We start from the raw sequence: 22,122 nt of genomic DNA, 5'->3' as shown, positions 1-22,122 counted from the left end.
GACCAGCACTTATTCGGCACTCGTCAACCGATCGATCAAGCCGGCGGAGGTGATCCGATAGACCACATCGGACGGTTGATCGCGCCGCAGAGCCTCCTCGCTGCCGAGCCCGACGAGTTGCTTCACCAGCAGCCGGCCGATCATCTCGTGCGCGACGAGCAGCGGTCGGAGCGATCCCGTCGCTGCGATGCTCTGCAACGCGCGTACGGCTCGTAGCTCAGCGTCCGCATAGCTCTCGCCACCGGGAAAGCGGAAGGCGTACTTGTCCTTCTTGCGAGCAGCCCGCTGCCCAGGCCAACCTGAGTCGATCTCCGCCGACGTGAGCCCCGACCACTCACCGTGCGCGACCTCTGCGAGGTCGTCGACCACCCGCACAGGCAGCTCCAGCGCGTCGGCAAGGATCTCCGCCGTACGGCGAGCGCGGCCGAGTGGACTGGTGAAGACAGCATCGATCTGCTCGTCGCTGACCAGAGCTGCGTTCCGCTGCGCCTGCAGCAGCCCGTGCGGAGTCAGTGACGAGTCCAGCCGTCCCTGTCTGCGTCCCTCGACGTTCCACTCGGTCTGCCCGTGGCGAGCCAGGTAGGCGGCCTCGAACAGCACTAGTACGCCGGGACTGGGGCTGGAGTCGTGACGCCGAGCCACTCGTCGATCTCGCTGAGCAGGGACTTCTGGACATCGGGTGGAGCGGTGGAGGCCAGGACCGAGCCGCGGGCCAGGTCCGCGAGCTCCTGGTCGGTGAAGCCGTGGACCGTGCGGGCTGACTCGTACTGCTCGGCCAGACGCGAGCCGAAGAGCAAGGGGTCGTCCGCGCCGAGCGCGATGCGTGCCCCCGACTCGTAGAGCTGGCGCAGCGGCACGTCCTCCGGTCGCTCGTAGACGCCGAGTGAGACGTTGGACGCCGGACAGACCTCCAGCGCGATCTGTGCGTCGACCACACGCTTCAGGAGGTCCGGGTCCTCGACTGTGCGCACCCCATGTCCGATGCGGCCGGCTCCCAGCTCGTCCAGGCAGGTGCGGACGGTCGCGGGGCCACACAGCTCGCCGCCGTGCGGGTCAGCGAGCAGTCCGGCGTTCCGCGCGATCCGGAAGGCCGGTGCGAACTCGGACGTCGTACCACGGCGCTCGTCGTTGGACAGGCCGAAGCCGACCACTCCACGCCCCACGTACTGCGCTGCGAGGCGGGCGAGCGTCCGGGCATCGAGGGGATGCCGGGTGCGGTTGGCGGCGATGATCACCTGCACTGCGATCCCGGTGGTGGCCGACGCGTCCCGGGCCGCGTCCAGGACCAGATCGGTGAACTCGGTGATGCCGTGGAACCGGTTCGCGTACCCCGACGGGTCCACCTGGATCTCCAGCCAGCGGGAGCCGTCGGCCCGGTCGTCCTCGGCCGCCTCCCGGACCAGGCGCCGTACGTCGTCCTCCGTGCGCAGCACCGACCGGGCGATGTCGTACAGGCGCTGGAACCGGAACCAGCCGCGCTCGTCCGCCGCGGACAGATCCGGCGGCCAGTCGGTGCGCAGAGCGTCAGGCAGCCGGACCCCGTGCGTGTCCGCCAGCTCGACCAGCGTCAGGTGGCGCATCGACCCGGAGAAGTGCAGATGCAGGTGCGTCTTCGGCAGCACCCGCAGATCCCGCTGCGTCATTACCGAAGGTTACCGACGGACGGCGTACGGACAGAAATCGGGCTGATCCGGTCAGCTGAGCAACTTGGCGATCCGGCCGACGCCCTCGGCCAGGTCGGCGTCGCCGAGGGCGTAGGACAGCCGCAGGTATCCAGGCGCGCCGAACGCTTCACCCGGGACGACCGCGACCTCAGCCTCGTCCAGGATGATCTCGGCCAGCTCCGCGGAGCTGGTCGGCGTACGCCCGTTGATCTCCTTGCCGAGCACGCCCTTGACCGAGGGGTACGCGTAGAACGCACCGGTCGGCTCGGGGCACTCGACGCCGGGGATCTCGTTCAGCAGCCGCACCATCGTCTGCCGGCGGCGGTCGAACGCCTTCTTCATCTCGTCGACCGCGCTGAGGTCGCCGGACAGGGCGGCGATCGCGGCCCGCTGGGCGATGTTGCAGACGTTCGAGGTCTGGTGCGACTGCAGGTTCGTCGCGGCCTTGACCACGTCCTTCGGGCCGATCATCCAGCCGACCCGCCAACCCGTCATCGCGTAGGTCTTGGCGACCCCGTTCAGTACGACGGTCTTGTCCGCCAGCTCCGGCACCGCGACGGGGAGCGACGTCGACTTGGCGCCGCCGTACGTCAGGTGCTCGTAGATCTCGTCGGTGATCACCCAGAGGTCGTGCTCGAGCGCCCAGCGGCCGATCGCCTCGACCGCCTCCGGGCTGTCCACCGCACCGGTCGGGTTGGACGGCGAGCAGAACAGCAGCGCCTTGGTCTTCTCGGTCCGGGCCGCCTCGAGTTGCTCGACGGTGACGCAGTACCCCTGCGTCTCGTCGGCGAGCACCTCGACCGGCACGCCCCCGGCCAGCTGGATGATCTCCGGGTACGACGTCCAGTACGGCGCCGGCAGCAGCACCTCGTCGCCGGGGTCAAGCAGTGTCGCGCACGCGTTGTAGACAGCGTGCTTCCCGCCGTTGGTCACCAGGACCTGGGCGGCCTCGATCTCGTAGCCGGAGTCGCGCTTGGTCTTGTCGACGATCGCTTGCTTCAGCTCGGGGAGTCCGCCGGCGGGGGTGTAGCGATGGTTCTTCGGATCCCGGGCGGCCGCGACCGCCGCCTCGACGATGTAGTCCGGCGTCGGGAAGTCCGGCTCACCGGCGCCGAACCCGATCACCGGGCGACCGGCCGCCTTGAGCGCCTTCGCCTTGCTGTCGACCGCCATTGTCGCCGATTCACTGATGGCGCCGATCCGCGCCGAAACCCTGGAACCCATGTGCCCATCCTGGCACCAGCGCCGCGGGCCACGCACCGTGGTGTCACCTGGTGATCCGGGGAACACGCAGGGGGCGTGGTCCGTTGGGACCGGTTGGAGGCTGTATGGTTCTGGTCGCGGTGCGACGCCCGGTCCGGGGGTCGTACGGGCAAGGGCCTCGGTTAGACCAGGTGGCGCGGACCCCGTACACTCTTCTAGTCCGGGCGTTGGTGGCCCTGATCCGGCATGCCCGAGATCAGGTCCCGCGGCGTCCGGAGGATTGCAGAGGGCACTAGCTCAACTGGCAGAGCATCGGTCTCCAAAACCGAAGGTTGGGGGTTCAAGTCCCTCGTGCCCTGCAAATCCTGACCGGCGCAGGGCCGGTCAGGCCGCCGCTAGCGAAAGAGGTAGGTCGTGACGGAGACGCGCACCCCGGCACCGTCCGGCGCCGGCAAACCGGCGGAAGGCAAGCAGGGCAGGGGCCTGCTGCGCTTCTACCGCCAGGTGGTTGCCGAGCTCCGCAAGGTCGTCTGGCCCACCCGTAAGCAGCTGTCCACCTACTTCGTGGTCGTCCTGACCTTCGTGGTGTTCGTCATCGCGATCGTTTCGGTCCTCGACCTCGTCTTCGGCTGGGCGATGTTCAAGATCTTCGGCTGAGGTTCGCAGCAGCCCACGAACGCACTCGCCGGGGGTCCCGGGCCCACGGCCCGACCCGAAGCCAGACAAGACCCGATGCACAGATGACGGAGTACAACGTGTCCGAGCGCGACGACGAGGTCCTCAACCTGGAGGACGAGTTCGACGTATCCGCTGACTCCGACGAACCTGACCTCGAGCTCGACTTCGACGAGAACGCCACCGACGATGACGACCTGTTCGCCGGCGACGATGACGATGACGACGACCCGTTCGCCGGGCTCGACGACGAGGACGAGGACGTCAGCGCCGACGACGAGGTCGAGGAGGTCGCGGAGTACTCCGCCGACGACGAGGCCGAGGACGGCCCGGCTGACGCCGACGACTCCGACGAGGAGCCGGTCGTGGTGGTCGCCGCCGCCGACGAGGCCGAGGACGCCGAGGTCGTGACCGAGGCCGACGTCGAGGACGCCGCCGAAGAGCTCGCTGCAGAGACCGCCGAGACCACCTCCGACGAGAGCATCGAGGAGGAGCCGGCCGACGACGAGCTGGTCTTCTCGAGCGCGGACGCGGGCCCGGCCGCCGAGGACGACGCGGACGTGGACGCGTTCGCCGCCGCGACTGCTGCTGCCGAGGCTCAGGCCGGCGAGGAGAGCGAGCCCGAGGAGCCGGGCGACCCGCTCGAGGAGCTGCGCAGCCGGCTGCGCTCGCAGATCGGCGACTGGTACGTCGTCCACACCTATTCGGGGATGGAGAACCGGGTCAAGGGCAACCTCGAGAACCGGATCAACTCCCTGAACATGGAGGACTACATCTTCGAGATCATCGTGCCGACCGAAGAGGTCGCCGAGATCAAGAACGGGCAGCGCCGGATGGTGAAGCGCACCGTGCTCCCCGGCTATGTGCTGGTCCGGATGGACCTGACCGACGAGTCCTGGTCGACCGTGCGGCACACGCCGTCGGTGACCGGCTTCGTCGGCAACAGCCAGAAGCCCGTCCCGCTCAGCCTCGAAGAGGTTGAGAAGATGCTCGCTCCGGCCGTCGTGGCGGCGGCCGAGGCAGCGGCTGCCGAAGCCGGCGCCGCACCCGCCAAGACCGCGGCCAAGAAGAAGGTCGAGGTCGCCGACTTCGGTGTGGGCGACTCGGTCATGGTGGTCGACGGGCCGTTCGCGACCCTGCACGCCACAGTCACGGAGATCAATGCCGAGGCCCAGCGGATCAAGGCCCTGGTCGAGATCTTCGGCCGGGAGACCCCGGTGGAACTCAGCTTCAACCAGATCCAGAAAGTCTAAGGACCCGACAGAATGCCTCCCAAGAAGAAGATCGCTGCCCTGGTCAAGGTGCAGCTCCAGGCCGGTGCCGCGACGCCGGCTCCGCCGGTCGGTACCGCGCTCGGTCCGCACGGCGTCAACATCATGGAGTTCTGCAAGGCGTACAACGCCCAGACAGAATCCATGCGCGGCAACGTGGTTCCGGTCGAGATCACGATCTACGAAGACCGTTCCTTCACGTTCATCACCAAGACGCCGCCGGCGCCGGAGATGATCAAGAAGGCCGCCGGTCTGCAGAAGGGCTCGGCCGTCCCGCAGAAGGACAAGGTCGGCAAGATCACCTCCGACCAGGTCCGCGAGATCGCCACCACCAAGATGCCGGATCTGAACGCGCGCGACATCGACGCCGCGATGAAGATCATCGAGGGCACCGCCCGTTCGATGGGCGTCGTCGTCGAGAAGTAGTACCTCCATCGGTCCGCCGCGGCGGACCAGCAGGAGTGGAAGGGCGAGAGGTTCGCCCGTCATCACCACAACGCGAACGAACAAGCAGCGTTCGCACACAGGAGAACAGACATGACACAGCGCAGTAAGGCCTACCGCGCGATCGCGGAGAAGATCGACTTCGACAAGCTGTACACGCCGCTCGAGGCGATCCGGCTGGCCAAGGAGGCCGCCGGCAGCAAGAAGTTCAACTCCACGCTCGACGTTGCGATGCGCCTCGGGGTCGACCCCCGCAAGGCTGACCAGATGGTGCGCGGCACCGTCAACCTTCCGCACGGCACCGGCAAGACGGCACGGGTCCTCGTCTTCGCCACCGGTGACCGCGCCGAGGCCGCGAAGGCCGCCGGCGCCGACTTCGTCGGCGACGACGACATGATCAAGAAGGTGACCGACGGCTGGCTCGACTTCGACGCCGTCGTCGCCACCCCTGACCTGATGGGCAAGGTCGGCCGGCTCGGCCGCGTCCTCGGCCCGCGTGGTCTGATGCCGAACCCGAAGACGGGCACCGTCACCCCGGACGTGGCCAAGGCCGTGACCGAGATCAAGGGCGGCAAGATCGAGTTCCGGGTCGACCGGCACGCGAACCTGCACTTCATCATCGGCAAGGGCTCGTTCGACGAGAACCAGCTGGTGGAGAACTACAGCGCCGCGCTGGAGGAGATCCTCCGGCTGAAGCCGGCCAGCTCCAAGGGTCGCTACATCAAGAAGACCGTCATCTCCACCACGATGGGGCCGGGAGTTCAGGTTGACCCCAACCTGACCCGCAACCTCACCGACGAGAACGCGGACGACTGACCCACAAGTCAGCACACAGCAGGGCCCCGGTTCTCCCGGGGCCCTTCTGCATGTCCGGGGGCGTCCGGGCTGCGTCCGCTTGTTCGGGGGCGGCGGACGGAGCCGCGCTTGCTTGTCCGGGGGCCCCGGGCGGCCTTAGCTGCGGGTGAAGCGGAGGGGGTGGTCGGCGGTTTGGATGGTCCAGCCGTCGTCGTGCTCGGCAAGCACCGTGCCTGGGGTGCCGGCCGATGGTCCGTCAGCGGGATCGGTACGGCTGATCACCTGAGTGGTGCCGCCGACGCGGATCTGGGCTTGGGGCGAGGTGACGTTGAGGGCGGCGGCCTTGCGGCGGATCTCGGCAGCAGGTACGCCGAGGTCGAGCAGCTTCTCCTCTTCGGTGAAAACGGCGCCTCGCTGGCCCGGGCCGGGTCCTGATCCTCACCGGCCTCTCCAGCGACCAGGCGTGGGACGGCCTCGTCCAGGCACTCGCTGAGCAGCTCGTACCAGGACTGCATGAGTCCGCTGCCGTTCAGATCCGCGGGCAGTGGCGCGATCCGCTACGCCAGGATGGCGCCAGTGTCGAACTCGGCCGCGGTCCGGTGCACGCTCGCCGCGACGCGCTCGTCGCCTTCGTAGATCAGCCGCGCCGGATTCGGTCCGCGGCCTTCCGGCAGCGGTGACGGGTGACAGTTGATCGCGCCGTACTTCGGAATCTGCAGGATCTCGGCCGGGATCAGTCGCGGGAACGCCGCCGAGATGACCACGTCCGGCTGCAACGCCTCGACAACCGGCGCCGCGACCGTACGCAGCTTGCCAGTGATCAGCACATCCGTCCGCCCGGGCAGATCCACCACGAACGGGTTGGCGTCCTCGTCGTACCGGCTGCCCGACGTCAGAGGCAGCGTGACGACCAGCACGATCTCGTGCCCGTTCCGAGCGGCGAAGTCGTGCAGCACCCGGAACCCGGGCATGAACGCATTCAGGCAGACGATGCGCAGCGGCTCCGGACGGCTCATGTCAGCCCCTCCGTCCTCCGAGCAGCCCAGGCTCGCCTGGGATCACCAGATCCGGCGTGAGATCGCCGGGCCGTGCGCAGCCGCTGAGGCGGAGAGTGTGGCTCAGCTCGTCGCCCAAGTCGGTGAGCAGCCGGGTCACGCCGGCCGAGCCTCCGACTGTGAGCGCCCACAGGGCCGGGCGACCGACGAAGACTGCTTGAGCGCCGAGGGCGAGCGCGGCGAGGATGTGTTCGCCGCGGCGGATGCCGCCGTCGACATAGACGTCGGTGCTCGTGCCGGCGAGTGCCTCGGCGACCTCGGGCAGCGCTTGTGCGGTGGCGATGGAGCCGTCGAGCTGGCGTCCGCCGTGGTTGGACACGATCACAGCCGCCGCACCCGCGTCCGCACACCGCTTGGCGTCGTCACCGCGCAGCACACCCTTCACGACCACGGGCAGGCCCGTGCGGTCGGCGAGCCAGCCGATCACGTCGGGGCTCAGGTCGTCGGCCTTGTCCAGGTCGTCGTCGGACCACTCGCCTTCGGGCAGGTTCTTCAGCCACTGGCCGGGCTGAGCGAGCTCCCACACCGTCTGTCCGTCGTCCTCCTTCCGCCCGACCACCGGGGTGTCGACGGTGAGCACGATCGCCTTCGCGCCGCCGGCGACCGCGGCGTCCAGCATCCGCTCGGTGATGGTGCGGTTCCGTACGACGTAGATCTGCAGCCACCACGGCACGCCGGTCTCCCCGAGGTCGGCGAACGACGTGCCCGCGTTGCTCGACACCCCGAGCACCGAACCGGCCGCTCCGACGCCGGTGGCCATCGCGATCTCGCCGTCGGGATCAGCCATCCGCTGCATGGTCGACGGCGCCACCAGCACCGGGGCGTTCACCGGCGTACCGAGCACCGTGGTGCTGATGTCGACGGTGGACACGTCGCGCAGCACGCGGGGCCGGAACCGGTACGACGCCCAGGCCGCGGTGGCCTCGCCGACGCTGGTCCCACCCGCGGAACCCTGCCGGTAATAGCGGTGCACGGCCTCGGGCAACTTCTCGGCGGCCGCGGCCTCCAACGTGTCGATCCATCGCATGCGCCCCATCGTTGCACCTGGACAGTCGAGCCGGGAGGAAAGTTCCGGAAGAGCGCATGAAGAGTGCCGACTCGATTCCGGGTCGGTACACTGGTCGGCATGACGCAGTACGGGCGGCGATTTCTGCGCCCCGGCCGGCACGACGGTGCCGACGGGGTGAGCTGCTGCTGCGCTCTCTCCTGAGGTGACCGCGGCCGACCGGGGTGTCCCCCCGTCGAGACCGTCATCCTGGAGAGAACCCCATGTCTGTACTCACTTCTGAACAACTGCACGCTGCCCTGTCCCTGCGCGACCTGACCGATCCGGCCCAGGGACCGCACGCCGTCCAGCTGGTCGTCGACTCGATCCGTACGGCGCTCGGCGCGGCCTGGCCGTACACGGAGATCTGGACCAGGCGCGACCATCCCGTGGTCAGCCTGGCCGACAACTACGACAACCTCGGGTACGCCGGTGACGCCGTGACCCGGGAGGCCCGCTACACCCGCTACGCGTCGGAGACCGAGGTACTGCGAAGTCACACGTCGGCGACGATCCCGCCGGCACTGCGTGAACTCGCCGGGTCCGCGTCGTCCGACGTACTGATGGTGTGCGCGGGCATCTGTTACCGCCGCGATTCGGTGGACTGGCAACACACCGGTACGCCGCACCAGCTCGACCTCTGGCGGATCAGCCGGAACGTGACGCTCGGAGAGCCCGAGCTGGAAGACATGATTGCCCGACTGGTCGACACGGTCCTGCCCGGCCAGACGTACCGGACTGTGCCGGCGGTGCACCCCTACACGATCCATGGCCGTCAGATCGATGTGCTGCTGGACGATCAGTGGATCGAAATCGGTGAGTGCGGTGTGGCTGCTCCGCACGTCCTCCGCCAAGCCGGACTGGACGAGCGCTGGACCGGACTGGCGATGGGGCCGGGGCTCGATCGCCTGCTGATGCTCCGCAAGGGCATCCGCGATATCCGGCTGCTCAGGTCGACGGATCCTCGGGTGGCCGGGCAGATGCTGGATCTGACGCCGTACAAGCCGGTTTCGACCATGCCGCCGGTGCGTCGCGACCTCTCCGTGGTCGTGGACGCCTCTGCCGATGTATCGGCGGAGGTGCTCGGCGACAAGGTCCGCGACGCCCTCGGACCGGACGCGGACGCCGCGGAGTCGCTGGACGTCCTGGGGGAGACGGCGTACGACGACCTGCCTCCAGCGGCTCGCGAACGGCTGCAACTCACCCCGGGCCAGCGGAATCTGCTGGTCAGACTGGTCCTCCGGCCGGTGGACCGTACGCTGACCGATGCCGAGGCCAACGTCCTGCGTGACAAGGTCTACCGCGCGCTGCACGAGGGGCCGGTCCTGGAGCTGATCGGTTAGCTCCGCCGGAGCTCGCGGGAGGCGACCAGGAACGCGCACACGGCAAGAGGTATCTCCAGCAGAAGTGCCTCTGCCAGCGAGAGAGTGTGATCGGTCCCGGCGGCTGCTGTGCTGACGTCGAACCACGCGTCAGCCAGCAGCAACGTCCCCGCGGCCATCGCGGTCAGGACGGCGTACCTGTTGCGCGTGTGCAGCAGGTACGCCGTCAGTCCGGCGGCGACCGCGGTCCCGCAATCCAAGCCGATCCAGGCCAGCTTCCAGTGGTTGGCCTGGTAGGTGCTGGGCAGGCTCGCCGCGAGAATCAGGCACCACGGGAGCAGAACGGCCGCAACACCGGCGGCCACGAAGGTCGCCGGCCCACCGGGCGATCGGAGCGGGCGGATCCGGCCGTCCAGCCGTCCCTCGGCGAGGTCATCGTCCAGCGCCTCGGCCCCCCGATCGTCGATCGCATCCCCGAGCCGGCCGTCGAGGCCGCAGTCGTTGATTGTCGTCGTCATACCTTCGAGGATTCCGCCGCGGGCGCCGCGGCACATTGTGGTCAGCCCACGGGTCGAGGTGGGGTTAACCCCCGGCCCGAGCCGTGGGATGTCCTGATGTCCGTGCCCATCCCGGCGACGTAAGTTGTGACCTGCGATCGGCCAGACACGGGGCGGTGGTTCGGGTGGTAGGAGTCGCGAGTCCGGTTCCCCGGGCGCCGTGGCGGTTGTGGCGGTCGCCGTACTTGTGGTTGGCAACAATCCATCTGCTCGGCGACATCTTCGTCGTCCTCACCTGCGGCCTGGCGGTGCTGGCGGCGGTGATCGTCGCGATCGTCGCCTGGCCGCTCGGGTACGCCGGCGTGCCGCTGAGCGTCCGTGCGACCGACTTCGTCTACATGCTCGCTGGGTGGGAGCGGGGCCGGGCGGAGATCACCCGCGGGCAGGACGTGCAGGCCTTCTATCCACCCGAACTGACCGGTTCGGGCGGTGCCGACGCCACTGCGGCCGTGATCGATCCGGCGCTCTGGAGGCAGCTCCTCTACTACGTCCTGCTGTTGCCGATGGCAATGGTCTGGGTCGCGGCGATCGTGGTCGCCTGGTCGGTCCCACCGGTGCTGATAGGGCTGCCGCTGTACTTCTCGAAGTTCGCGGCAGCACAGGCACAGCTCGGCCCGTTCGTGATCGACACGATGACGAAGGCGTCGATCGCCGCACTGATCGGTGCGGTCTTCCTGCTGGTGGTGACGCCGTGGCTGATGCGTACGGCGTCGGCGCTGGACGGTCAGTTGGCCCGGGTGTTCCTCGGCCGGTCGATGAACAGAGCACTGGCCGAGCGCGTCACGCAGCTGCTGACGAGCCGGCAGAAGGTGGTCGATTCGGTCGAGTCCGAGCGGCGGCGGATGGAGCGCGACCTGCACGACGGTGCCCAGCAGCGGCTCGTGTCGCTGGCGATGACACTGGGCCGTGCGAAGAACCGCCTCGGAGACAGGGATCCCGCGGTCCGCGTGCTGATCGACGAGGCACATTCCGAGGCGTTGCAGGCGATCGCCGAGATCCGCGACCTGACCCGGGGGCTGCATCCACCGGTGCTGACGGACCGCGGCCTGGACGCGGCGATCTCGGCCGTCGCGGCCCGGTCACCGGTGCCGGTGCGGGTGACGGTCGAGGTGTATCCCCGGCCGTCGCTCACGATCGAGGCGATCGCGTACTTCGTCGTGACCGAGGCGCTGACGAACGTGGCCAAACACTCGGAGGCCGCGGAGGTCGACGTCCGGGTGTCGCGGCGCGGGAACCGGCTCCGCATCGAGGTGGACGACAACGGCCGGGGCGGCGCGGACTTCGCGGCCGGGACGGGGTTGCAGGGCTTGCACGATCGGGTCGCCGGTGTGGACGGATGGCTGGACGTGCACAGTCCACCGGGCGGCGGGACGCTCCTGACGGCCGTGGTGCCGTGCGAATGAACAGCGGAGGTGGAGCGGTGCGAGTGGTGATCGCCGAGGACTCGGTGTTGTTGCGTGAGGGCATTGTCAGACTGCTGGAGGAGCAGGACTGCACAGTGGTCGCCGCGGTCGGTGACGCGGAGGAGTTACTGAAGGCGGTCGACCAGCACCGGCCGGACGTGTGCGTGGTCGACGTACGGATGCCACCGACGTTCACCGATGAGGGTCTGCGTGCGGCGCTCGTCATTCGCGAGCAGTCGCCGCAGACCGGCGTACTCGTGCTGTCGCAGTACGTCGAGGAGCGGTATGCGAGCGAGCTGATCGGAGGCAACCCCGGCGGCGTCGGGTATCTGCTCAAGGACCGTGTGGCCGATGTGGATCAGTTCATCGACGGGCTGCGCCGGGTCGCGGACGGTGGTGCGGCGCTCGACCCGGAGGTGATCTCGCAGTTGCTGGTGCGATCACGGCGGGCCGATCCGCTCGCGGTACTGAGTCCGCGCGAGCAGGACGTATTGCGGGCGATGGCGGAGGGCAGGTCGAACGGCGGGATCGCGCAGGCGCTCGTGGTCGGTGAAGGAGCCGTGGAGAAGCACATCAGCAACATCTTCATGAAGCTCGGGCTGACGCCGACCGACGGGGAGCACCGCCGCGTCCTCGCGGTGCTGAAGTTCTTGGAGACCTGATGGCGCTCACAGTGGCACAGCGGAGGATGCTGGCGATCGGTCTGGTGCCGTTGCTGGTGCTCGTGGTCACGGGCGCCGCGGTGACGGTGAGCATCATCCGCGGGAAGCTGCCGTACGACTACTCGGCCAGCTTCGTGCCGGGGGCGCAGGGCGTGCGGATCGTGTCGGACTCGCACACGCAGGTGCTCGCGAGCGCGGACGGGCAGGTGCATGTCGCGGTCGACGGTTCGTACGCCGTGGAACAGCCTGCGATAGACATCAACACCACAAACGGTCTGCTGCACATCCAGGCGCAATGCCCGGACACCCACTGCGAGATGGACCTCACCGTCGAGGTGCCGTCGCAGTCCGCCGTACGGATCGAGCTTGAAGGAGAGTCCGTCGACGTCGTCAGGGTGGCGTCGCCGCTGTCGATCGACGTCAGCGACGGCTCCGTCACCACGAACCGCCTCCGCAGTCGCCAGGTCTCAGTGGACGTCCGGCGCGGCTCGAGCGATCTGAACTTCGAAAGTCCACCCGACCAGGTGACGGCCAAGGCCAGCGATGGCTCTCTCACAGTCCAGCTGCCGCGGAATGTGACGTACGCGTTCGATGCGGTGGCGTCCCAAGGTTCCAACGACCTGGACCTCCCGAGCGACCCAGCATCACCTCGCCACGTCGTGTTACGCACCAGCTACGGGAGTATCACCGTCAACTGAGAGCAGCGCAGAAGGTCTGCGCCTTGGTGGTGATGGTGTCCCAGTTCGACGCGGCCACGTCGGCGGGGGAGACGACGTCGGTGCCTGCACTGACGGCCAGAGCGCCGGCGGTCAGGTAGTCGCGGGCGTTGCCGGCGTTGATTCCGCCGGACGGCACCAGCGGTACGCCGGGGAACGGACCGTTGAGGTCCTTGAAGTACTTCGGACCGAGCTGATGCGCGGGGAAGATCTTCACCGCATCCGAGCCCAACGCCAGCGCGGTCATCACCTCCGAGGGAGTGAAAGCCCCGAGGATCACCGAGATCCCCGCAGACCGCGCAGCCTCGGCGATCGCGGCGGCGTCCGGACCCTGACCAGGAGTGACCAGGAACTGCGCACCGGCGTCGATTGCCTGCTTGGCCTGGGCGCCGGTCTGGACAGTGCCGGCCCCGACCACCGCGCCAGTCTCGGCCGCGGTCGAGGCGGCGCGCTCGAGGTGCCGGGGGAGATCCGGGGTAGTGAAGGTCAGCTCGACCACATGAATGCCGCCGGCAACTAGCGCGGCGCACAGGTCGCGGGCGTCGGCGATCTCCGGCGCCCGGACAACGGTCAGTACCCGGTCCGCGCGCAGCAGGTCCAGCACACTCATCCGCGTCCTCGCTTCGCTCCGGGCGCGGACCAGGCACAAGGCGTGCTGTGCTCGATGTTGAACTTGCTTCGCTCGTTCATGAGATTCCTCTCGCAGTCGGAGTACGGCGGATCGCGCCGCCAGGCAGGGCGTCGGTGCGTTGACCGGCGTCGATCACGGGGACGCCGTTGACCAGGACGTACGGGATGCCCTCGGCCTGCTGCCGCGGCTCCTCGAAGGTCGCGGTGTCGCGAACCGTCACCGGATCGAACAGCACCAGGTCGGCGACGTACCCCTCCCGGACCAGACCGCGGTCGGTCAGCCGCAGCCGCCGGGCCGGGCGGCCGGTGAGGTGATGGATGCAGTCGGCCAACTCCAGTACGCCGAGCTCACGGACGTACCGGCCGAGGTAGCGCGGGAACGTCCCCCATGACCGCGGATGCGGTTTGCCGCCGACCAGGATCCCGTCCGAGCCGCCGGTGTGGCTCGAGTGCTGCATGATCGTCCGCACGTTCTCCTCGTGCCCGACGTGTTGCAGGATCGACGTCGCCAGGTTGTCCTCGACCAGCAGGTCGAAGAAGACGTCCGCCGGCGCCCGGCCGTTCTCCGCGGCGAGCGCAGCGACGGTGTTGCCAACGGCACCGGTCAGCGCCGGGTTGCGTACGCCGCCGATCTCGATGGTGTTCCAGTCGGTCACGCAGCCGTGGCAACCGTCCGACCCGACCTGCTCCAGCTCGACGGCGATCCGGGCCCGCTGCTCCGGATGCTGCAGCCGGGCCAGTTGCGCGTCCGGCCCGCCCTCGGCGGTCCAGCTCGGCAGGATTGCGCCCAAGGTCGTTGACCCAGGCAAGTACGGGTAGGTGTCCGTGGTGACGTCGATGCCGTCCGCGAGCGCCTTGTCGATCATCGCGACGAGCTCGGCGCCGCGGCCGCGGTTCGGCTCGAAGTTCATCACCGCGTGGGTCAGGTGCAGCGCGCACCCGGATCGGCGGGCCACCTCGACCATCTCGCCGTACGCGTCCAGTGCGTTCTTGCCGTACGACCGCTGGTGCGGACCGTAGTAGCCGCCGTACTGCGCGACGACGCCACACAGCTCGACCAGTTCGTCGGTGGTCGCGAACATGCCTGGGGTGTAGGTGAGACCGCTGCTCATCCCGACCGCGCCCTGCTCCAGCCCCTCGGCCAGCAAGCGCTTCATCTCGTCCAGCTCGGCGCGGGTGGCCGGGCGGTTCTCGGTGCCGACGACCATCATCCGCAGCGTGCCCTGCGGGATCAGGTACGCCGCGTTGCACGCGATGCCCTGGTCGAGCCGGCCGAGGTACCCGGCGACCGTGGACCAGCTGAAGTCGAAGTCGTCGGGTTCGCCGTTCCAGCCGGCGATCTGGCGCCGGACCGCGACCCGCGTCGGATCGTCGATCGGCGCGAACGACAACCCGTCCTGACCGAGCACCTCCAGCGTGACGCCCTGGCTCACCTTCGCCGTGTGGTTCGGGGTGGCCAGGATCTGCAGGTCGGAGTGCGCGTGCATGTCGATGAACCCGGGCGACAGAGCCAGGCCGGCCGCGTCGATCGTACGCCGCGCCGACGGCAGGTCGTTGCCGATGGCCACGATCCGGCCGGCGTCGACCGCCACATCCGCCCGTACGCCGGGAGCACCGGACCCGTCCAGCACGAACGCGCCGGTGATCAGCAGGTCCGCCATGTCAGAAGAAGGTCCTGACCAGATCGACGACCACGGGATCCGCCGCGTCCGGATCGTCCACGACCGGGATCAGCCCCCACTTGTCGAACGCCGTACACGGATGCGACAACCCGATCCGCAACTCGTCGCCGATCACCACCGGTACGTCGGTGAAGTGCAGGAACCCATGCTGGTCGTTGAGCTTCGTGACCGTCATCCCAGTGGCCTGCAGCACCGGCTCACCGTCGGACCGCGGCCGGATCAGCTGCGGCTCCGGCATGTCCTGGTCGAACGGCAGGTCGCGTTTGCCGGCGTCGAAGATCGCCAGCCCCGGCTCGGGCTGCGACGTGATCCGGACCCAGGTATGCATCGCCGACACCAGCCGCTCGCCGTCCGTCCGCGGCGTCTCGCCCAGAGGCGACACCCGACGGTAGAGCCCGTCGTCATGACTGATGTACGCGCCGGACCGCAGTACGACGCGTGCTCCATCGGCGCTGAGTGGCCCGAGCACCTCGGCCACAAGTTCGAAGTACTGACTGCCACCGGCGCTGACCACCGGCGTGATGTCGGCGTCGTACAGACTCTGCAAGCGGTGGTGGATCCCAGCAAACTCATTGAGGTACGCCCGCACTCCCGCGAGACCGGCCTCGTCGACGCCATGCCCGACGGCGCCCTCGTACCCGGCGACTCCGGCCAGCCGCAACGTCGACGCCGCCGCGATCGCCTCACCGACGGCCACCGCGGTGTCGGCATCCCTGGCGCCGGTCCGGCCGTCGAGTCCACCGATCTCGACGAGTACGTCGAGTGGCCGCGCGTCCGGACCGACGTACGCCGACCGGGCCGCCTCCATGATCTCCACGGTCCGCACCGAGTCGGCCCAGCACAGCACCTCGAACTCCGGGTCCCGGGCGAGCTCGTCGGCGATCCAGCGCAGCTGTAGCGGGGAGATCACCGCGTTCGCGATCAGTACCCGGCGGACGCCGTAGGCGCGGGCGACGCCGAGCTGGAAGACGTTCGCAAGCGTGATTGCCCAGGAGCCGGCGTCGAGCTGCATCGCCCAGAGCGCCGGAGCCATCGTGGTCTTGCCGTGTGGTGCGAGCTCGAGTCCGTGGTGGGCGGACCATCGGGCGAGGGTCTCGATGTTGTGACGCAGACCGGGCGCGGACAGCGTCATCACCGGAGTGGGCAGCTGGGACAGCCGGGGCTTGTCGGCCAGCACCTCCGCGACGGTCCGGCCCCAGAACGCGGGCGGTAGGGCCTTGTCTCGCCAGCTCACTGGCTGGTCGGCGAGGGCGGCGATGGCGTCGGCATCGTAGGCGGCTGGCATCTGCTCCCCTGATGGTGGTCGATATTGCAGAATGCGCAACGATGATTGCGCATTCTGACGATACGGTTGTAGCATCGCGCCGAAATCCCCGTCAACGACACGTGTCTCAGCTCCCATCCCATCACTCGCACCCCGAGGAGTGCCGATGGCCGAACCGCTCCATGAGACGGCCGCCGCCCCAGACCTCGCCAACCCAGACCTCGCCGCCCCGGACCTGCCTGCGCCGGACCGTGCTGCGAAGACCCCCGCCGCGAAGATCCCCGCCGCGATCTGCATCGGCGAGGCGATGATCATGCTGGCGGGGGAGACCGAGGTACCGCTCGAGGACGTCGAGACGTTCCGGCGATCAGTCGGCGGAGCCGAGTGCAACGTGTCCGGCGGACTCGCCGCACTCGACATCCCGACCGGCTGGATCTCGCGGCTGGGAGACGACGGCTTCGGTCGGCACGTCCTGCGCGACCTGCAGAAGCGCGGTGTGGAGGTCGGTGGAGTCGAGATCGACCCCGACCGGCCGACCGCGATGTATGTGAAGGAGTCGCTGGGCGGTCGCTCGCGGATGCACTACTACCGGACCGGCTCGGCGGCCTCGGCCATGAATCCCTCGTTCCTGGACCGGCCGGCGGTCCGAGACCGGCTGGCACAGGCAAAGCTGGTGCACACCACCGGAATCACCGCAGCGATCTCCGAAACGGCCGCACTGATGTTGGACAGCCTGGCTGAGCAGCAGCACGACTTCACCTTGAGCGTCGACCTCAACTGGCGCCCGGCTCTGTGGCGCGACAAGGACCCGGCTCCACTGTGGCGGTTGCTGCGCGCGGCGGACGTCGTACTGATCGGTGCTGACGAGGCGCTGGTGTTCGCCGGCACCAAGGACCCCGGTGAGCTGCGTGAACTCCTCGGACCGCGGTCGACGCTGGTCCTGAAGGACGACGCGCACACCGCGCTGGTGCTGGAGCCGGACGGACGTCGTACTGAGGTTCCTGCGCTCACAGTCGAGGTGGTCGAGCCGGTAGGTGCGGGCGACGCCTTCGCTGCGGGCTTCCTGGCCGGGACGCTGCAGGGGCTGCCGATGGTGCAGCGGCTCCGGCTGGGGCATCTCGGTGCAGCGGCCGTGCTGGCCGTGCCGGAGGACCACGCTGCTCCGCTCGACCCTGCCGTGCGCCAGGCGCTGCTGACCTGCTCCGACGAGGAGTGGGCCGCTACGCACGTCGGCCCGGCTGGTGTGAAGACGGCGGCATGAGTCAGAGTCTCGCCAGGGCGCTGCAGATCCTCGCCAGTCTGGGCGAGGGGGAGCGCTCGCTCGACCAGTTGGCGTCTGAGCTCGGCGTACACAAGACGACTGTGCTGCGGCTGCTGCGGACCATGGAGGCAGATCGGTTCGTACGGCGTGACGACGCGCACCGCTACCGGTTGGGGTCGCGGCTGTTCGCGCTGGCGGATGCGGCACGCGAGCAGCACGTCGTACGCGAGGTGGCGGCGCCACATCTGCGTCAGCTGAACCAGAAGACCGGTCAGACGGTCCACTTGGCGGCGTGGGAGAACGGTGAGGTCATCTACGTCGACAAGCTCGACAGCGTGCGGTCGGTGCGGATGTACTCGCAGATCGGCGTACCGGCCGCGCTGCACTGCACGGCTGTCGGGAAGGTGCTGCTGGCGGCTCAGCCGAAGCGGATCCGGGAGGCACTGCTCGAGTCGATCGAGTACCACGCGTTCACGCCGCAGACGATCACCGATCCGGATGCTCTGCGCGCCGAACTGGACGCGGTCCGGGCGCAGGGATGGGCGCAGGACCGGGCCGAGCACGAGTCCTTCATCAACTGCATCGGTGCGCCCGTCGCCGACCAGCACGGCCGGATCGTGGGGGCCGTCTCGATCTCGGTGCCCGACGTCCTGCTGGACTATGGGCAGGTGCTCGAGCTTCTGCCCGAGCTGCTCGCCACCACCAAGGCGATCAGCGCCGACTACAACTGAAGCGCCGACCACAACTGAAGCGCCGACCACAACTGAAGCGTCGACTACAACTGAAGCGCCGACCACAACTGAAGCGCCGACCACAACTGAAGCGCCGACCACAACTGAAGCGTCGACTACAACTGAGAGGTGTCAGACCTGATGTCCGACAAGACCGCCGTCTCCACCACCGAGGCGCCCGCGCCGATGCCGGTGTACTCGCAGGGCGTCCGCAAGGGCAACATCCTGCAGGTGTCCGGTCAGGGGTCGGTCGACCCGGCCACCGGCGAGTTCGTCTTCACCGGTGACGTGAAGGGCCAGACCACGCGGGTGCTGCAGAACGTCGAGGCGATCCTGAAGGCCGGCGGCGGCAGCTTCGACGACGTGGTGATGATGCGCGTCTACCTCACCAAGCGCGAGGACTTCGCCGTCATGAACGAGGCGTACGCCGAGTTCCTCTCCACCCGCACCCCCAGCGGCGTCCTCCCCTCCCGCACCACCGTCTTCACCGGCCTCCCCCGCGAAGACATGCTGGTAGAGATCGACGCCCTCGCCGTCCTCAGCTGATCCGCCCAGGCACCTGGTGCTATCCAGTAGCACCAGGTGCCACCGCCTATCAGCGGCCGGCGGTGACCGGGTTGGTGAGGACGCCGACGCCGGGGATGCGGGATTCGGCGGTGTCGCCCGGGGTGATGTGGACGGCGCCGGGGGTTCCGGGGGAGATGATGTCGCCGGGGTAGAGGGGCATCACCTTGCTGTGGAAGCTGACCAGGAACGCGGGGCTGAAGGCCATGTTCGCGATCGTGTTGCTGCGGTGGACCTCGCCGTTCAGGACCGTCGAGACCTCGACCGCGTCGAGTGAGCCCCAGTGCGCCAGTACGGCGTCCAGGCTGGTGATCCACGGGCCGAAGGAGAAGAAGCCGGGGAAGTTCTTCGACCGGGTCAGGAAGCGCGGGTTCTTCTCGAGGATGTCCTCGGCGGTCTGGTCCAGCACCGGGACGACGCCGAAGACGTGGTCGAGCGCCTCGTCCTCCTCCACCTGGTAGCACTCCCGGCCGATCACCAGCCCCAGTTCGGCCTCCGCCGTCGTCCGCCGGCTCTGCGACGGCACCGGGATCGGATCCCCCGGACCGATGATCGTGTGGTCGCCCTTCATGAACGACGCCGGCTCGGTCGGCACGTTCTCGGACAGGTCGCCGGCGTGCTCGAGGTAGTTCAGCCCGATGCCCCAGATCTTGCGCGGATTCCGGTACGGCGCCACGCACTCGGCCGACGCGTGGAACACGTCGTCCGGCGCGCGCTCCGCCGCGAGCGCGAGCTCCGCCAGGGTCGTCGTACCGAACAGCGCCGGCAGGTCCGGAGCGAAGCCGAGGTCGGCGATCGGCACCACACCACGATCCGGATCGAGCACCACCGGTACTTCGTTGCCACTAGCAAGCGTCGCGGATCCCACCTGGACGAATCGGCCGGCCATGCTGCTCCTTCGACGCGCGGGTGACAGGTCCGCCACAGCCTAGATGCGGACCTGTCCGTATATCGGGAGCGGATGCAAAGTTCCCGTATCGTGGGATACGGTTTCGTCATGCAGGAAAGCCCCGGACGCCATGGATCGGTGCAGTCCATCGATCGGGCGGTGGCGATCCTGCGCTGCTTCGACGGCCGGACGCCCGATCTCGGCATCAGTGACCTGGCCCGCGCGACCGGTCTGTCCACCAGCACCGTGCACCGGCTGCTGCTGGCGATGCAGGAGAACGGGCTGATCCGCCAGACGGCACACCGTCGGTACGCGATCGGTCCGCTGGTCGCCCAGTTGGCGCACAGTGGCGGGATCCCGGCGACCTTGCGGGACGCTGCGATGCCGGTACTGCGTGCCCTTCGCGACGAGACCGAGGAGACGGCCGCCGTGCACGAGTTGCTCCCGTCCGGGCAACGCGTCGTCCTCGACCAGGTCGAGAGCCGTCACCAGTTACGCCGTACGTACACGGAGTTCGGCATACCGGTGCAGTTGCCACTAGGTGCTCCAGGCAAGGTTCTGCTGGCGTTCTCCCCGTGGAAGCGGCAGGTCGAGGTGCTGGCCGGTCCGCTCGAGCAGGTGCTGTCGCAGACCATCACCGATCCGCTCGTGCTGGCCGCTCAGCTGGCCGAGATCCGGACCCGAGGCTTCGCGAAGTCCCTGTCCGAACGAACGCCCGGCATCAGATCCGTGGCCGCCCCGGTCTTCGACTTCTCCGGTCAGGCGGTCGGCTGCCTGTCGGTCTCGGGACCGGAGATGCGGATGCCGGTGGAGCGGATGGACGAGTTCGGCGAGCGGGTGGTCCCTGCCGCGTGGTCGGTGTCCGAGCTGCTCGGCGCCACCCCGGCCGAACGCGACCGCGGTACGGCGCGCGCCTCGGAGCCGGCGGTCAGCCGCTCATGACCGGAGCGGCAAGCCTCTGGAAGATCGCACCATCGGTCTATCTGCCCGCTCTGCTCTACGGCATCGGGCAAGGCGCGATCGCGCCCGTGGTCGCGGTGTCCGCCACCCACCTCGGCGCCTCGGTCGCCGTCGCCGGTCTGGTCGTGGCGGCGGCCGGTCTCGGCCAGGTCATCGGTGACATCCCGGCAGGTGCGCTCACCACCAAGATCGGTGAGCGGAGCGCGATGCTCTCCGCGACCGTGCTGGTCGCTCTGGCGCTGGCGGCCTGCATCGTCGTCCCGACGGTCTGGGGTCTGGCGATCGCGATCGGCGCGACCGGACTGGCCGGCGCGGTGTGGGGTCTGGCTCGTCAGGCGTACTTGAGCGAGGCCGTGCCGATCCAGTTGCGCGCCCGTGCCCTGTCCACCCTTGGCGGCGTACAGCGCATCGGCTCCTTCATCGGACCGTTCCTCGGCGCGTTCGCGATGCGCTTCCTCGGCACCGACGGCGCCTACTGGGTCCACCTGGTCGCCGCAGTCCTGGCGTGTGGCGTGCTGCTTAGCCTTCCCGACGTCGAGTCGGTACGACGTACGCGCGGGAGCCGGCCGGTGTCCGCGCAGTCGACCTGGGGTGTGATCCGCGATCACCTGCCAGTACTGCGGACTCTCGGCGTCGGTGCACTGCTGGTCGGTGCGGTCCGTGCGTCACGGCAGGTGGTCATTCCGCTGTGGGCGTTGCACATCGGGCTCGATCCGCAGGCGACCAGCATCATCTTCGGACTGTCGGGCGCCGTCGACATGCTGCTGTTCTATCCCGCCGGGTCGGTGATGGACCGCCTTGGCCGCAAATGGGTCGCCGTACCGTCCATGCTTGTCCTCGGGCTGGCGCATCTGCTGCTGCCGTTGACACACACCACGGTCGCGCTCACCGCGGTCGCGTTGCTGATGGGTGTCGGCAACGGTCTGGGCGCGGGCGTGATCATGACGTTGGGTGCGGACGCCTCTCCGCCGATCGGGCGCGCGCAGTTCCTCGGTGCGTTCCGGCTGTTCGCCGACACCGGCAACGGCAGCGGGCCGTTGCTGCTGGCCGGGGCTACAGCTCTGTTCGGACTCTCTCCAGCGATCGTGATCATGGCACTCACCGGATGGGCCGCGGCCACGGCGATGCATCGCTGGATCCCGCCACACCCGACCGCCGAAGCACCGGCCTGACGGAACCGATTTGGTTTCCGGAGTAACGGTCAGGCACAATGAACCTTGCCGAAGACCGCTGGTCGTCACTTTCGAGTGACTGAAGGTCCCACAGATTGAGTGGGCGGCCCGCGTAGGTGACTTGGACAGTGTGACATCAGTATGTTCACGCCCTTGC

The 22,122-nt window shown here is 68.6% G+C and carries 24 protein-coding genes and 1 tRNA gene; 14 read left to right on the top strand and 11 right to left on the bottom strand.

Annotation, left to right across the window (positions count from 1 at the left end):
- Positions 1 to 9 precede the first annotated feature (9 nt).
- The 3 genes from AB0I34_RS19555 to AB0I34_RS19545 are packed head-to-tail and all read right to left on the bottom strand — an operon-like array spanning position 10 to position 2,888.
- Positions 10 to 642: a histidine phosphatase family protein gene (locus tag AB0I34_RS19555; RefSeq protein ID WP_360446756.1), complete on the bottom strand. Its 633-nt coding sequence runs from the start codon at positions 640 to 642 to the stop codon at positions 10 to 12.
- Positions 600 to 1,643 carry an adenosine deaminase gene (locus AB0I34_RS19550; protein WP_360446754.1) on the bottom strand — a complete coding sequence of 348 codons (1,044 nt, stop codon included), beginning with the start codon at positions 1,641 to 1,643 and terminating at the stop codon, positions 600 to 602. Before AB0I34_RS19550 ends, AB0I34_RS19555 begins: the two co-directional genes overlap by 43 nt.
- Positions 1,644 to 1,694: 51 nt before the next feature.
- Positions 1,695 to 2,888, bottom strand: coding sequence for a pyridoxal phosphate-dependent aminotransferase (locus AB0I34_RS19545; protein WP_360446752.1), 1,194 nt, complete (start codon positions 2,886 to 2,888; stop codon positions 1,695 to 1,697).
- Positions 2,889 to 3,153: 265 nt separating this feature from the next.
- Here AB0I34_RS19545 and AB0I34_RS19540 point away from each other — a divergent pair.
- The 5 genes from AB0I34_RS19540 (at position 3,154) to rplA (ending at position 6,073) form a co-directional block, all read left to right on the top strand.
- Positions 3,154 to 3,226 (top strand) — tRNA-Trp (locus tag AB0I34_RS19540).
- Positions 3,227 to 3,281: 55 nt separating this feature from the next.
- Positions 3,282 to 3,524, top strand: a complete 243-nt coding sequence (gene secE / locus AB0I34_RS19535) for a preprotein translocase subunit SecE (protein WP_360446750.1) — start codon at positions 3,282 to 3,284, stop codon at positions 3,522 to 3,524.
- An 83-nt stretch (positions 3,525 to 3,607) separates the two neighbouring features.
- Complete coding sequence (gene nusG, locus AB0I34_RS19530; RefSeq protein WP_360446748.1) at positions 3,608 to 4,795, top strand: transcription termination/antitermination protein NusG; 1,188 nt, start codon at positions 3,608 to 3,610, stop codon at positions 4,793 to 4,795.
- 12 nt (positions 4,796 to 4,807) lie between these two features.
- The gene (gene rplK / locus AB0I34_RS19525; protein WP_131361094.1) at positions 4,808 to 5,239 is read left to right on the top strand and encodes a 50S ribosomal protein L11; all 432 of its coding nucleotides are present in this window, start codon (positions 4,808 to 4,810) and stop codon (positions 5,237 to 5,239) included.
- A gap of 111 nt (positions 5,240 to 5,350) precedes the next feature.
- A complete protein-coding gene (rplA, locus tag AB0I34_RS19520) occupies positions 5,351 to 6,073 on the top strand; it encodes a 50S ribosomal protein L1 (protein ID WP_360446745.1) in 723 nt (240 codons plus the stop codon).
- 135 nt (positions 6,074 to 6,208) lie between these two features.
- Here rplA and AB0I34_RS19515 read toward each other — a convergent pair whose 3' ends face one another.
- The 3 genes from AB0I34_RS19515 to AB0I34_RS19505 all read right to left on the bottom strand — a co-directional run bounded on the left by AB0I34_RS19515 (position 6,209) and on the right by AB0I34_RS19505 (position 8,134).
- The gene (locus AB0I34_RS19515; RefSeq protein ID WP_360446801.1) at positions 6,209 to 6,406 is read right to left on the bottom strand and encodes a hypothetical protein; all 198 of its coding nucleotides are present in this window, start codon (positions 6,404 to 6,406) and stop codon (positions 6,209 to 6,211) included.
- A 203-nt stretch (positions 6,407 to 6,609) separates the two neighbouring features.
- Positions 6,610 to 7,068: a formyltransferase family protein gene (locus AB0I34_RS19510; RefSeq protein ID WP_360446743.1), complete on the bottom strand. Its 459-nt coding sequence runs from the start codon at positions 7,066 to 7,068 to the stop codon at positions 6,610 to 6,612.
- Position 7,069: 1 nt separating this feature from the next.
- Positions 7,070 to 8,134 (bottom strand): alpha-hydroxy acid oxidase, encoded by a 1,065-nt coding sequence (locus AB0I34_RS19505; protein WP_360446741.1) that lies wholly within the window; start codon positions 8,132 to 8,134, stop codon positions 7,070 to 7,072.
- A gap of 242 nt (positions 8,135 to 8,376) precedes the next feature.
- Between AB0I34_RS19505 and AB0I34_RS19500 the strand changes: the two genes are divergently transcribed.
- Positions 8,377 to 9,495 (top strand): hypothetical protein, encoded by a 1,119-nt coding sequence (locus AB0I34_RS19500; RefSeq protein ID WP_360446739.1) that lies wholly within the window; start codon positions 8,377 to 8,379, stop codon positions 9,493 to 9,495.
- On the opposite strand, the gene AB0I34_RS19495 is transcribed toward AB0I34_RS19500, so the two are convergent.
- Positions 9,492 to 9,992 (bottom strand): hypothetical protein, encoded by a 501-nt coding sequence (locus AB0I34_RS19495; protein WP_360446737.1) that lies wholly within the window; start codon positions 9,990 to 9,992, stop codon positions 9,492 to 9,494. The genes AB0I34_RS19500 and AB0I34_RS19495 overlap by 4 nt on opposite strands.
- Before the next feature lie 155 nt (positions 9,993 to 10,147).
- Here AB0I34_RS19495 and AB0I34_RS19490 point away from each other — a divergent pair, with 155 nt between their 5' ends.
- From AB0I34_RS19490 to AB0I34_RS19480, 3 genes are read left to right on the top strand one after another with little or no spacing between them, the layout of a single operon-like run.
- Positions 10,148 to 11,434, top strand: a complete 1,287-nt coding sequence (locus AB0I34_RS19490; protein WP_360446735.1) for a sensor histidine kinase — start codon at positions 10,148 to 10,150, stop codon at positions 11,432 to 11,434.
- Positions 11,435 to 11,451: 17 nt separating this feature from the next.
- Positions 11,452 to 12,096 (top strand): response regulator transcription factor, encoded by a 645-nt coding sequence (locus tag AB0I34_RS19485; RefSeq protein ID WP_360446733.1) that lies wholly within the window; start codon positions 11,452 to 11,454, stop codon positions 12,094 to 12,096.
- Positions 12,096 to 12,794, top strand: coding sequence for a hypothetical protein (locus AB0I34_RS19480; protein WP_360446731.1), 699 nt, complete (start codon positions 12,096 to 12,098; stop codon positions 12,792 to 12,794). Before AB0I34_RS19485 ends, AB0I34_RS19480 begins: the two co-directional genes overlap by 1 nt.
- Here AB0I34_RS19480 and AB0I34_RS19475 read toward each other — a convergent pair.
- The 3 genes from AB0I34_RS19475 to AB0I34_RS19465 all read right to left on the bottom strand — a co-directional run bounded on the left by AB0I34_RS19475 (position 12,787) and on the right by AB0I34_RS19465 (position 16,409).
- The gene (locus AB0I34_RS19475) at positions 12,787 to 13,422 is read right to left on the bottom strand and encodes a bifunctional 4-hydroxy-2-oxoglutarate aldolase/2-dehydro-3-deoxy-phosphogluconate aldolase (RefSeq protein ID WP_360446729.1); all 636 of its coding nucleotides are present in this window, start codon (positions 13,420 to 13,422) and stop codon (positions 12,787 to 12,789) included. The two genes, AB0I34_RS19480 and AB0I34_RS19475, sit on opposite strands and share 8 nt — an antisense overlap.
- Positions 13,423 to 13,498: 76 nt before the next feature.
- Positions 13,499 to 15,103: a D-aminoacylase gene (locus AB0I34_RS19470; RefSeq protein ID WP_360446727.1), complete on the bottom strand. Its 1,605-nt coding sequence runs from the start codon at positions 15,101 to 15,103 to the stop codon at positions 13,499 to 13,501.
- 1 nt (position 15,104) lies between these two features.
- Complete coding sequence (locus AB0I34_RS19465) at positions 15,105 to 16,409, bottom strand: amino acid deaminase (RefSeq protein ID WP_360446725.1); 1,305 nt, start codon at positions 16,407 to 16,409, stop codon at positions 15,105 to 15,107.
- 145 nt (positions 16,410 to 16,554) lie between these two features.
- On the opposite strand from AB0I34_RS19465, the gene AB0I34_RS19460 reads away from it, so the two are divergent.
- From AB0I34_RS19460 to AB0I34_RS19450, 3 genes are all read left to right on the top strand, one after another.
- Positions 16,555 to 17,649 (top strand): sugar kinase, encoded by a 1,095-nt coding sequence (locus AB0I34_RS19460; RefSeq protein ID WP_360446723.1) that lies wholly within the window; start codon positions 16,555 to 16,557, stop codon positions 17,647 to 17,649.
- Entirely contained in the window at positions 17,646 to 18,380 is a 735-nt protein-coding gene (locus tag AB0I34_RS19455; RefSeq protein ID WP_360446721.1) for an IclR family transcriptional regulator, read from the top strand. The genes AB0I34_RS19460 and AB0I34_RS19455 overlap by 4 nt, the downstream gene beginning before the upstream one ends.
- A gap of 141 nt (positions 18,381 to 18,521) precedes the next feature.
- Positions 18,522 to 18,926: a Rid family detoxifying hydrolase gene (locus AB0I34_RS19450; RefSeq protein WP_360446719.1), complete on the top strand. Its 405-nt coding sequence runs from the start codon at positions 18,522 to 18,524 to the stop codon at positions 18,924 to 18,926.
- A 49-nt stretch (positions 18,927 to 18,975) separates the two neighbouring features.
- Here AB0I34_RS19450 and AB0I34_RS19445 read toward each other — a convergent pair whose 3' ends face one another.
- Positions 18,976 to 19,833: a fumarylacetoacetate hydrolase family protein gene (locus AB0I34_RS19445; RefSeq protein ID WP_360446717.1), complete on the bottom strand. Its 858-nt coding sequence runs from the start codon at positions 19,831 to 19,833 to the stop codon at positions 18,976 to 18,978.
- Between the two features lie 108 nt (positions 19,834 to 19,941).
- On the opposite strand from AB0I34_RS19445, the gene AB0I34_RS19440 reads away from it, so the two are divergent.
- On the top strand, positions 19,942 to 20,775 hold the full coding sequence (locus tag AB0I34_RS19440) for an IclR family transcriptional regulator (RefSeq protein ID WP_360446715.1): 834 nt from the start codon (positions 19,942 to 19,944) through the stop codon (positions 20,773 to 20,775).
- The gene (locus AB0I34_RS19435; protein WP_360446713.1) at positions 20,772 to 21,965 is read left to right on the top strand and encodes an MFS transporter; all 1,194 of its coding nucleotides are present in this window, start codon (positions 20,772 to 20,774) and stop codon (positions 21,963 to 21,965) included. The genes AB0I34_RS19440 and AB0I34_RS19435 overlap by 4 nt, the downstream gene beginning before the upstream one ends.
- Positions 21,966 to 22,122: the final 157 nt, after the last annotated feature.

The organism is Kribbella sp. NPDC050281 (genome assembly GCF_040655855.1).
GTDB lineage: Bacteria > Actinomycetota > Actinomycetes > Propionibacteriales > Kribbellaceae > Kribbella.
The sequence above is the reverse complement of the archived record's forward strand: the minus strand, read 5'-3'. Positions and strand labels throughout refer to the sequence as shown.

Excerpts from the sequence above, each read along its gene's own strand:
- AB0I34_RS19465 (WP_360446725.1), bottom strand. The coding sequence starts at position 16,409 with ATGCCAGCCGCCTACGATGCCGACGCCATCGCCGCCCTCGCCGACCAG.
- AB0I34_RS19440 (WP_360446715.1), top strand. The coding sequence starts at position 19,942 with ATGCAGGAAAGCCCCGGACGCCATGGATCGGTGCAGTCCATCGATCGG.
- AB0I34_RS19550 (WP_360446754.1), bottom strand. The coding sequence starts at position 1,643 with ATGACGCAGCGGGATCTGCGGGTGCTGCCGAAGACGCACCTGCATCTG.
- AB0I34_RS19450 (WP_360446719.1), top strand. The coding sequence starts at position 18,522 with ATGTCCGACAAGACCGCCGTCTCCACCACCGAGGCGCCCGCGCCGATG.
- AB0I34_RS19460 (WP_360446723.1), top strand. The coding sequence starts at position 16,555 with ATGGCCGAACCGCTCCATGAGACGGCCGCCGCCCCAGACCTCGCCAAC.
- AB0I34_RS19455 (WP_360446721.1), top strand. The coding sequence starts at position 17,646 with ATGAGTCAGAGTCTCGCCAGGGCGCTGCAGATCCTCGCCAGTCTGGGC.
- AB0I34_RS19435 (WP_360446713.1), top strand. The coding sequence starts at position 20,772 with ATGACCGGAGCGGCAAGCCTCTGGAAGATCGCACCATCGGTCTATCTG.
- rplK (WP_131361094.1), top strand. The coding sequence starts at position 4,808 with ATGCCTCCCAAGAAGAAGATCGCTGCCCTGGTCAAGGTGCAGCTCCAG.
- AB0I34_RS19510 (WP_360446743.1), bottom strand. The coding sequence starts at position 7,068 with ATGAGCCGTCCGGAGCCGCTGCGCATCGTCTGCCTGAATGCGTTCATG.
- AB0I34_RS19495 (WP_360446737.1), bottom strand. The coding sequence starts at position 9,992 with ATGACGACGACAATCAACGACTGCGGCCTCGACGGCCGGCTCGGGGAT.
- AB0I34_RS19445 (WP_360446717.1), bottom strand. The coding sequence starts at position 19,833 with ATGGCCGGCCGATTCGTCCAGGTGGGATCCGCGACGCTTGCTAGTGGC.
- nusG (WP_360446748.1), top strand. The coding sequence starts at position 3,608 with ATGACGGAGTACAACGTGTCCGAGCGCGACGACGAGGTCCTCAACCTG.
- AB0I34_RS19505 (WP_360446741.1), bottom strand. The coding sequence starts at position 8,134 with ATGCGATGGATCGACACGTTGGAGGCCGCGGCCGCCGAGAAGTTGCCC.
- AB0I34_RS19475 (WP_360446729.1), bottom strand. The coding sequence starts at position 13,422 with ATGAGTGTGCTGGACCTGCTGCGCGCGGACCGGGTACTGACCGTTGTC.
- AB0I34_RS19480 (WP_360446731.1), top strand. The coding sequence starts at position 12,096 with ATGGCGCTCACAGTGGCACAGCGGAGGATGCTGGCGATCGGTCTGGTG.
- AB0I34_RS19500 (WP_360446739.1), top strand. The coding sequence starts at position 8,377 with ATGTCTGTACTCACTTCTGAACAACTGCACGCTGCCCTGTCCCTGCGC.
- AB0I34_RS19545 (WP_360446752.1), bottom strand. The coding sequence starts at position 2,888 with ATGGGTTCCAGGGTTTCGGCGCGGATCGGCGCCATCAGTGAATCGGCG.
- AB0I34_RS19470 (WP_360446727.1), bottom strand. The coding sequence starts at position 15,103 with ATGGCGGACCTGCTGATCACCGGCGCGTTCGTGCTGGACGGGTCCGGT.
- rplA (WP_360446745.1), top strand. The coding sequence starts at position 5,351 with ATGACACAGCGCAGTAAGGCCTACCGCGCGATCGCGGAGAAGATCGAC.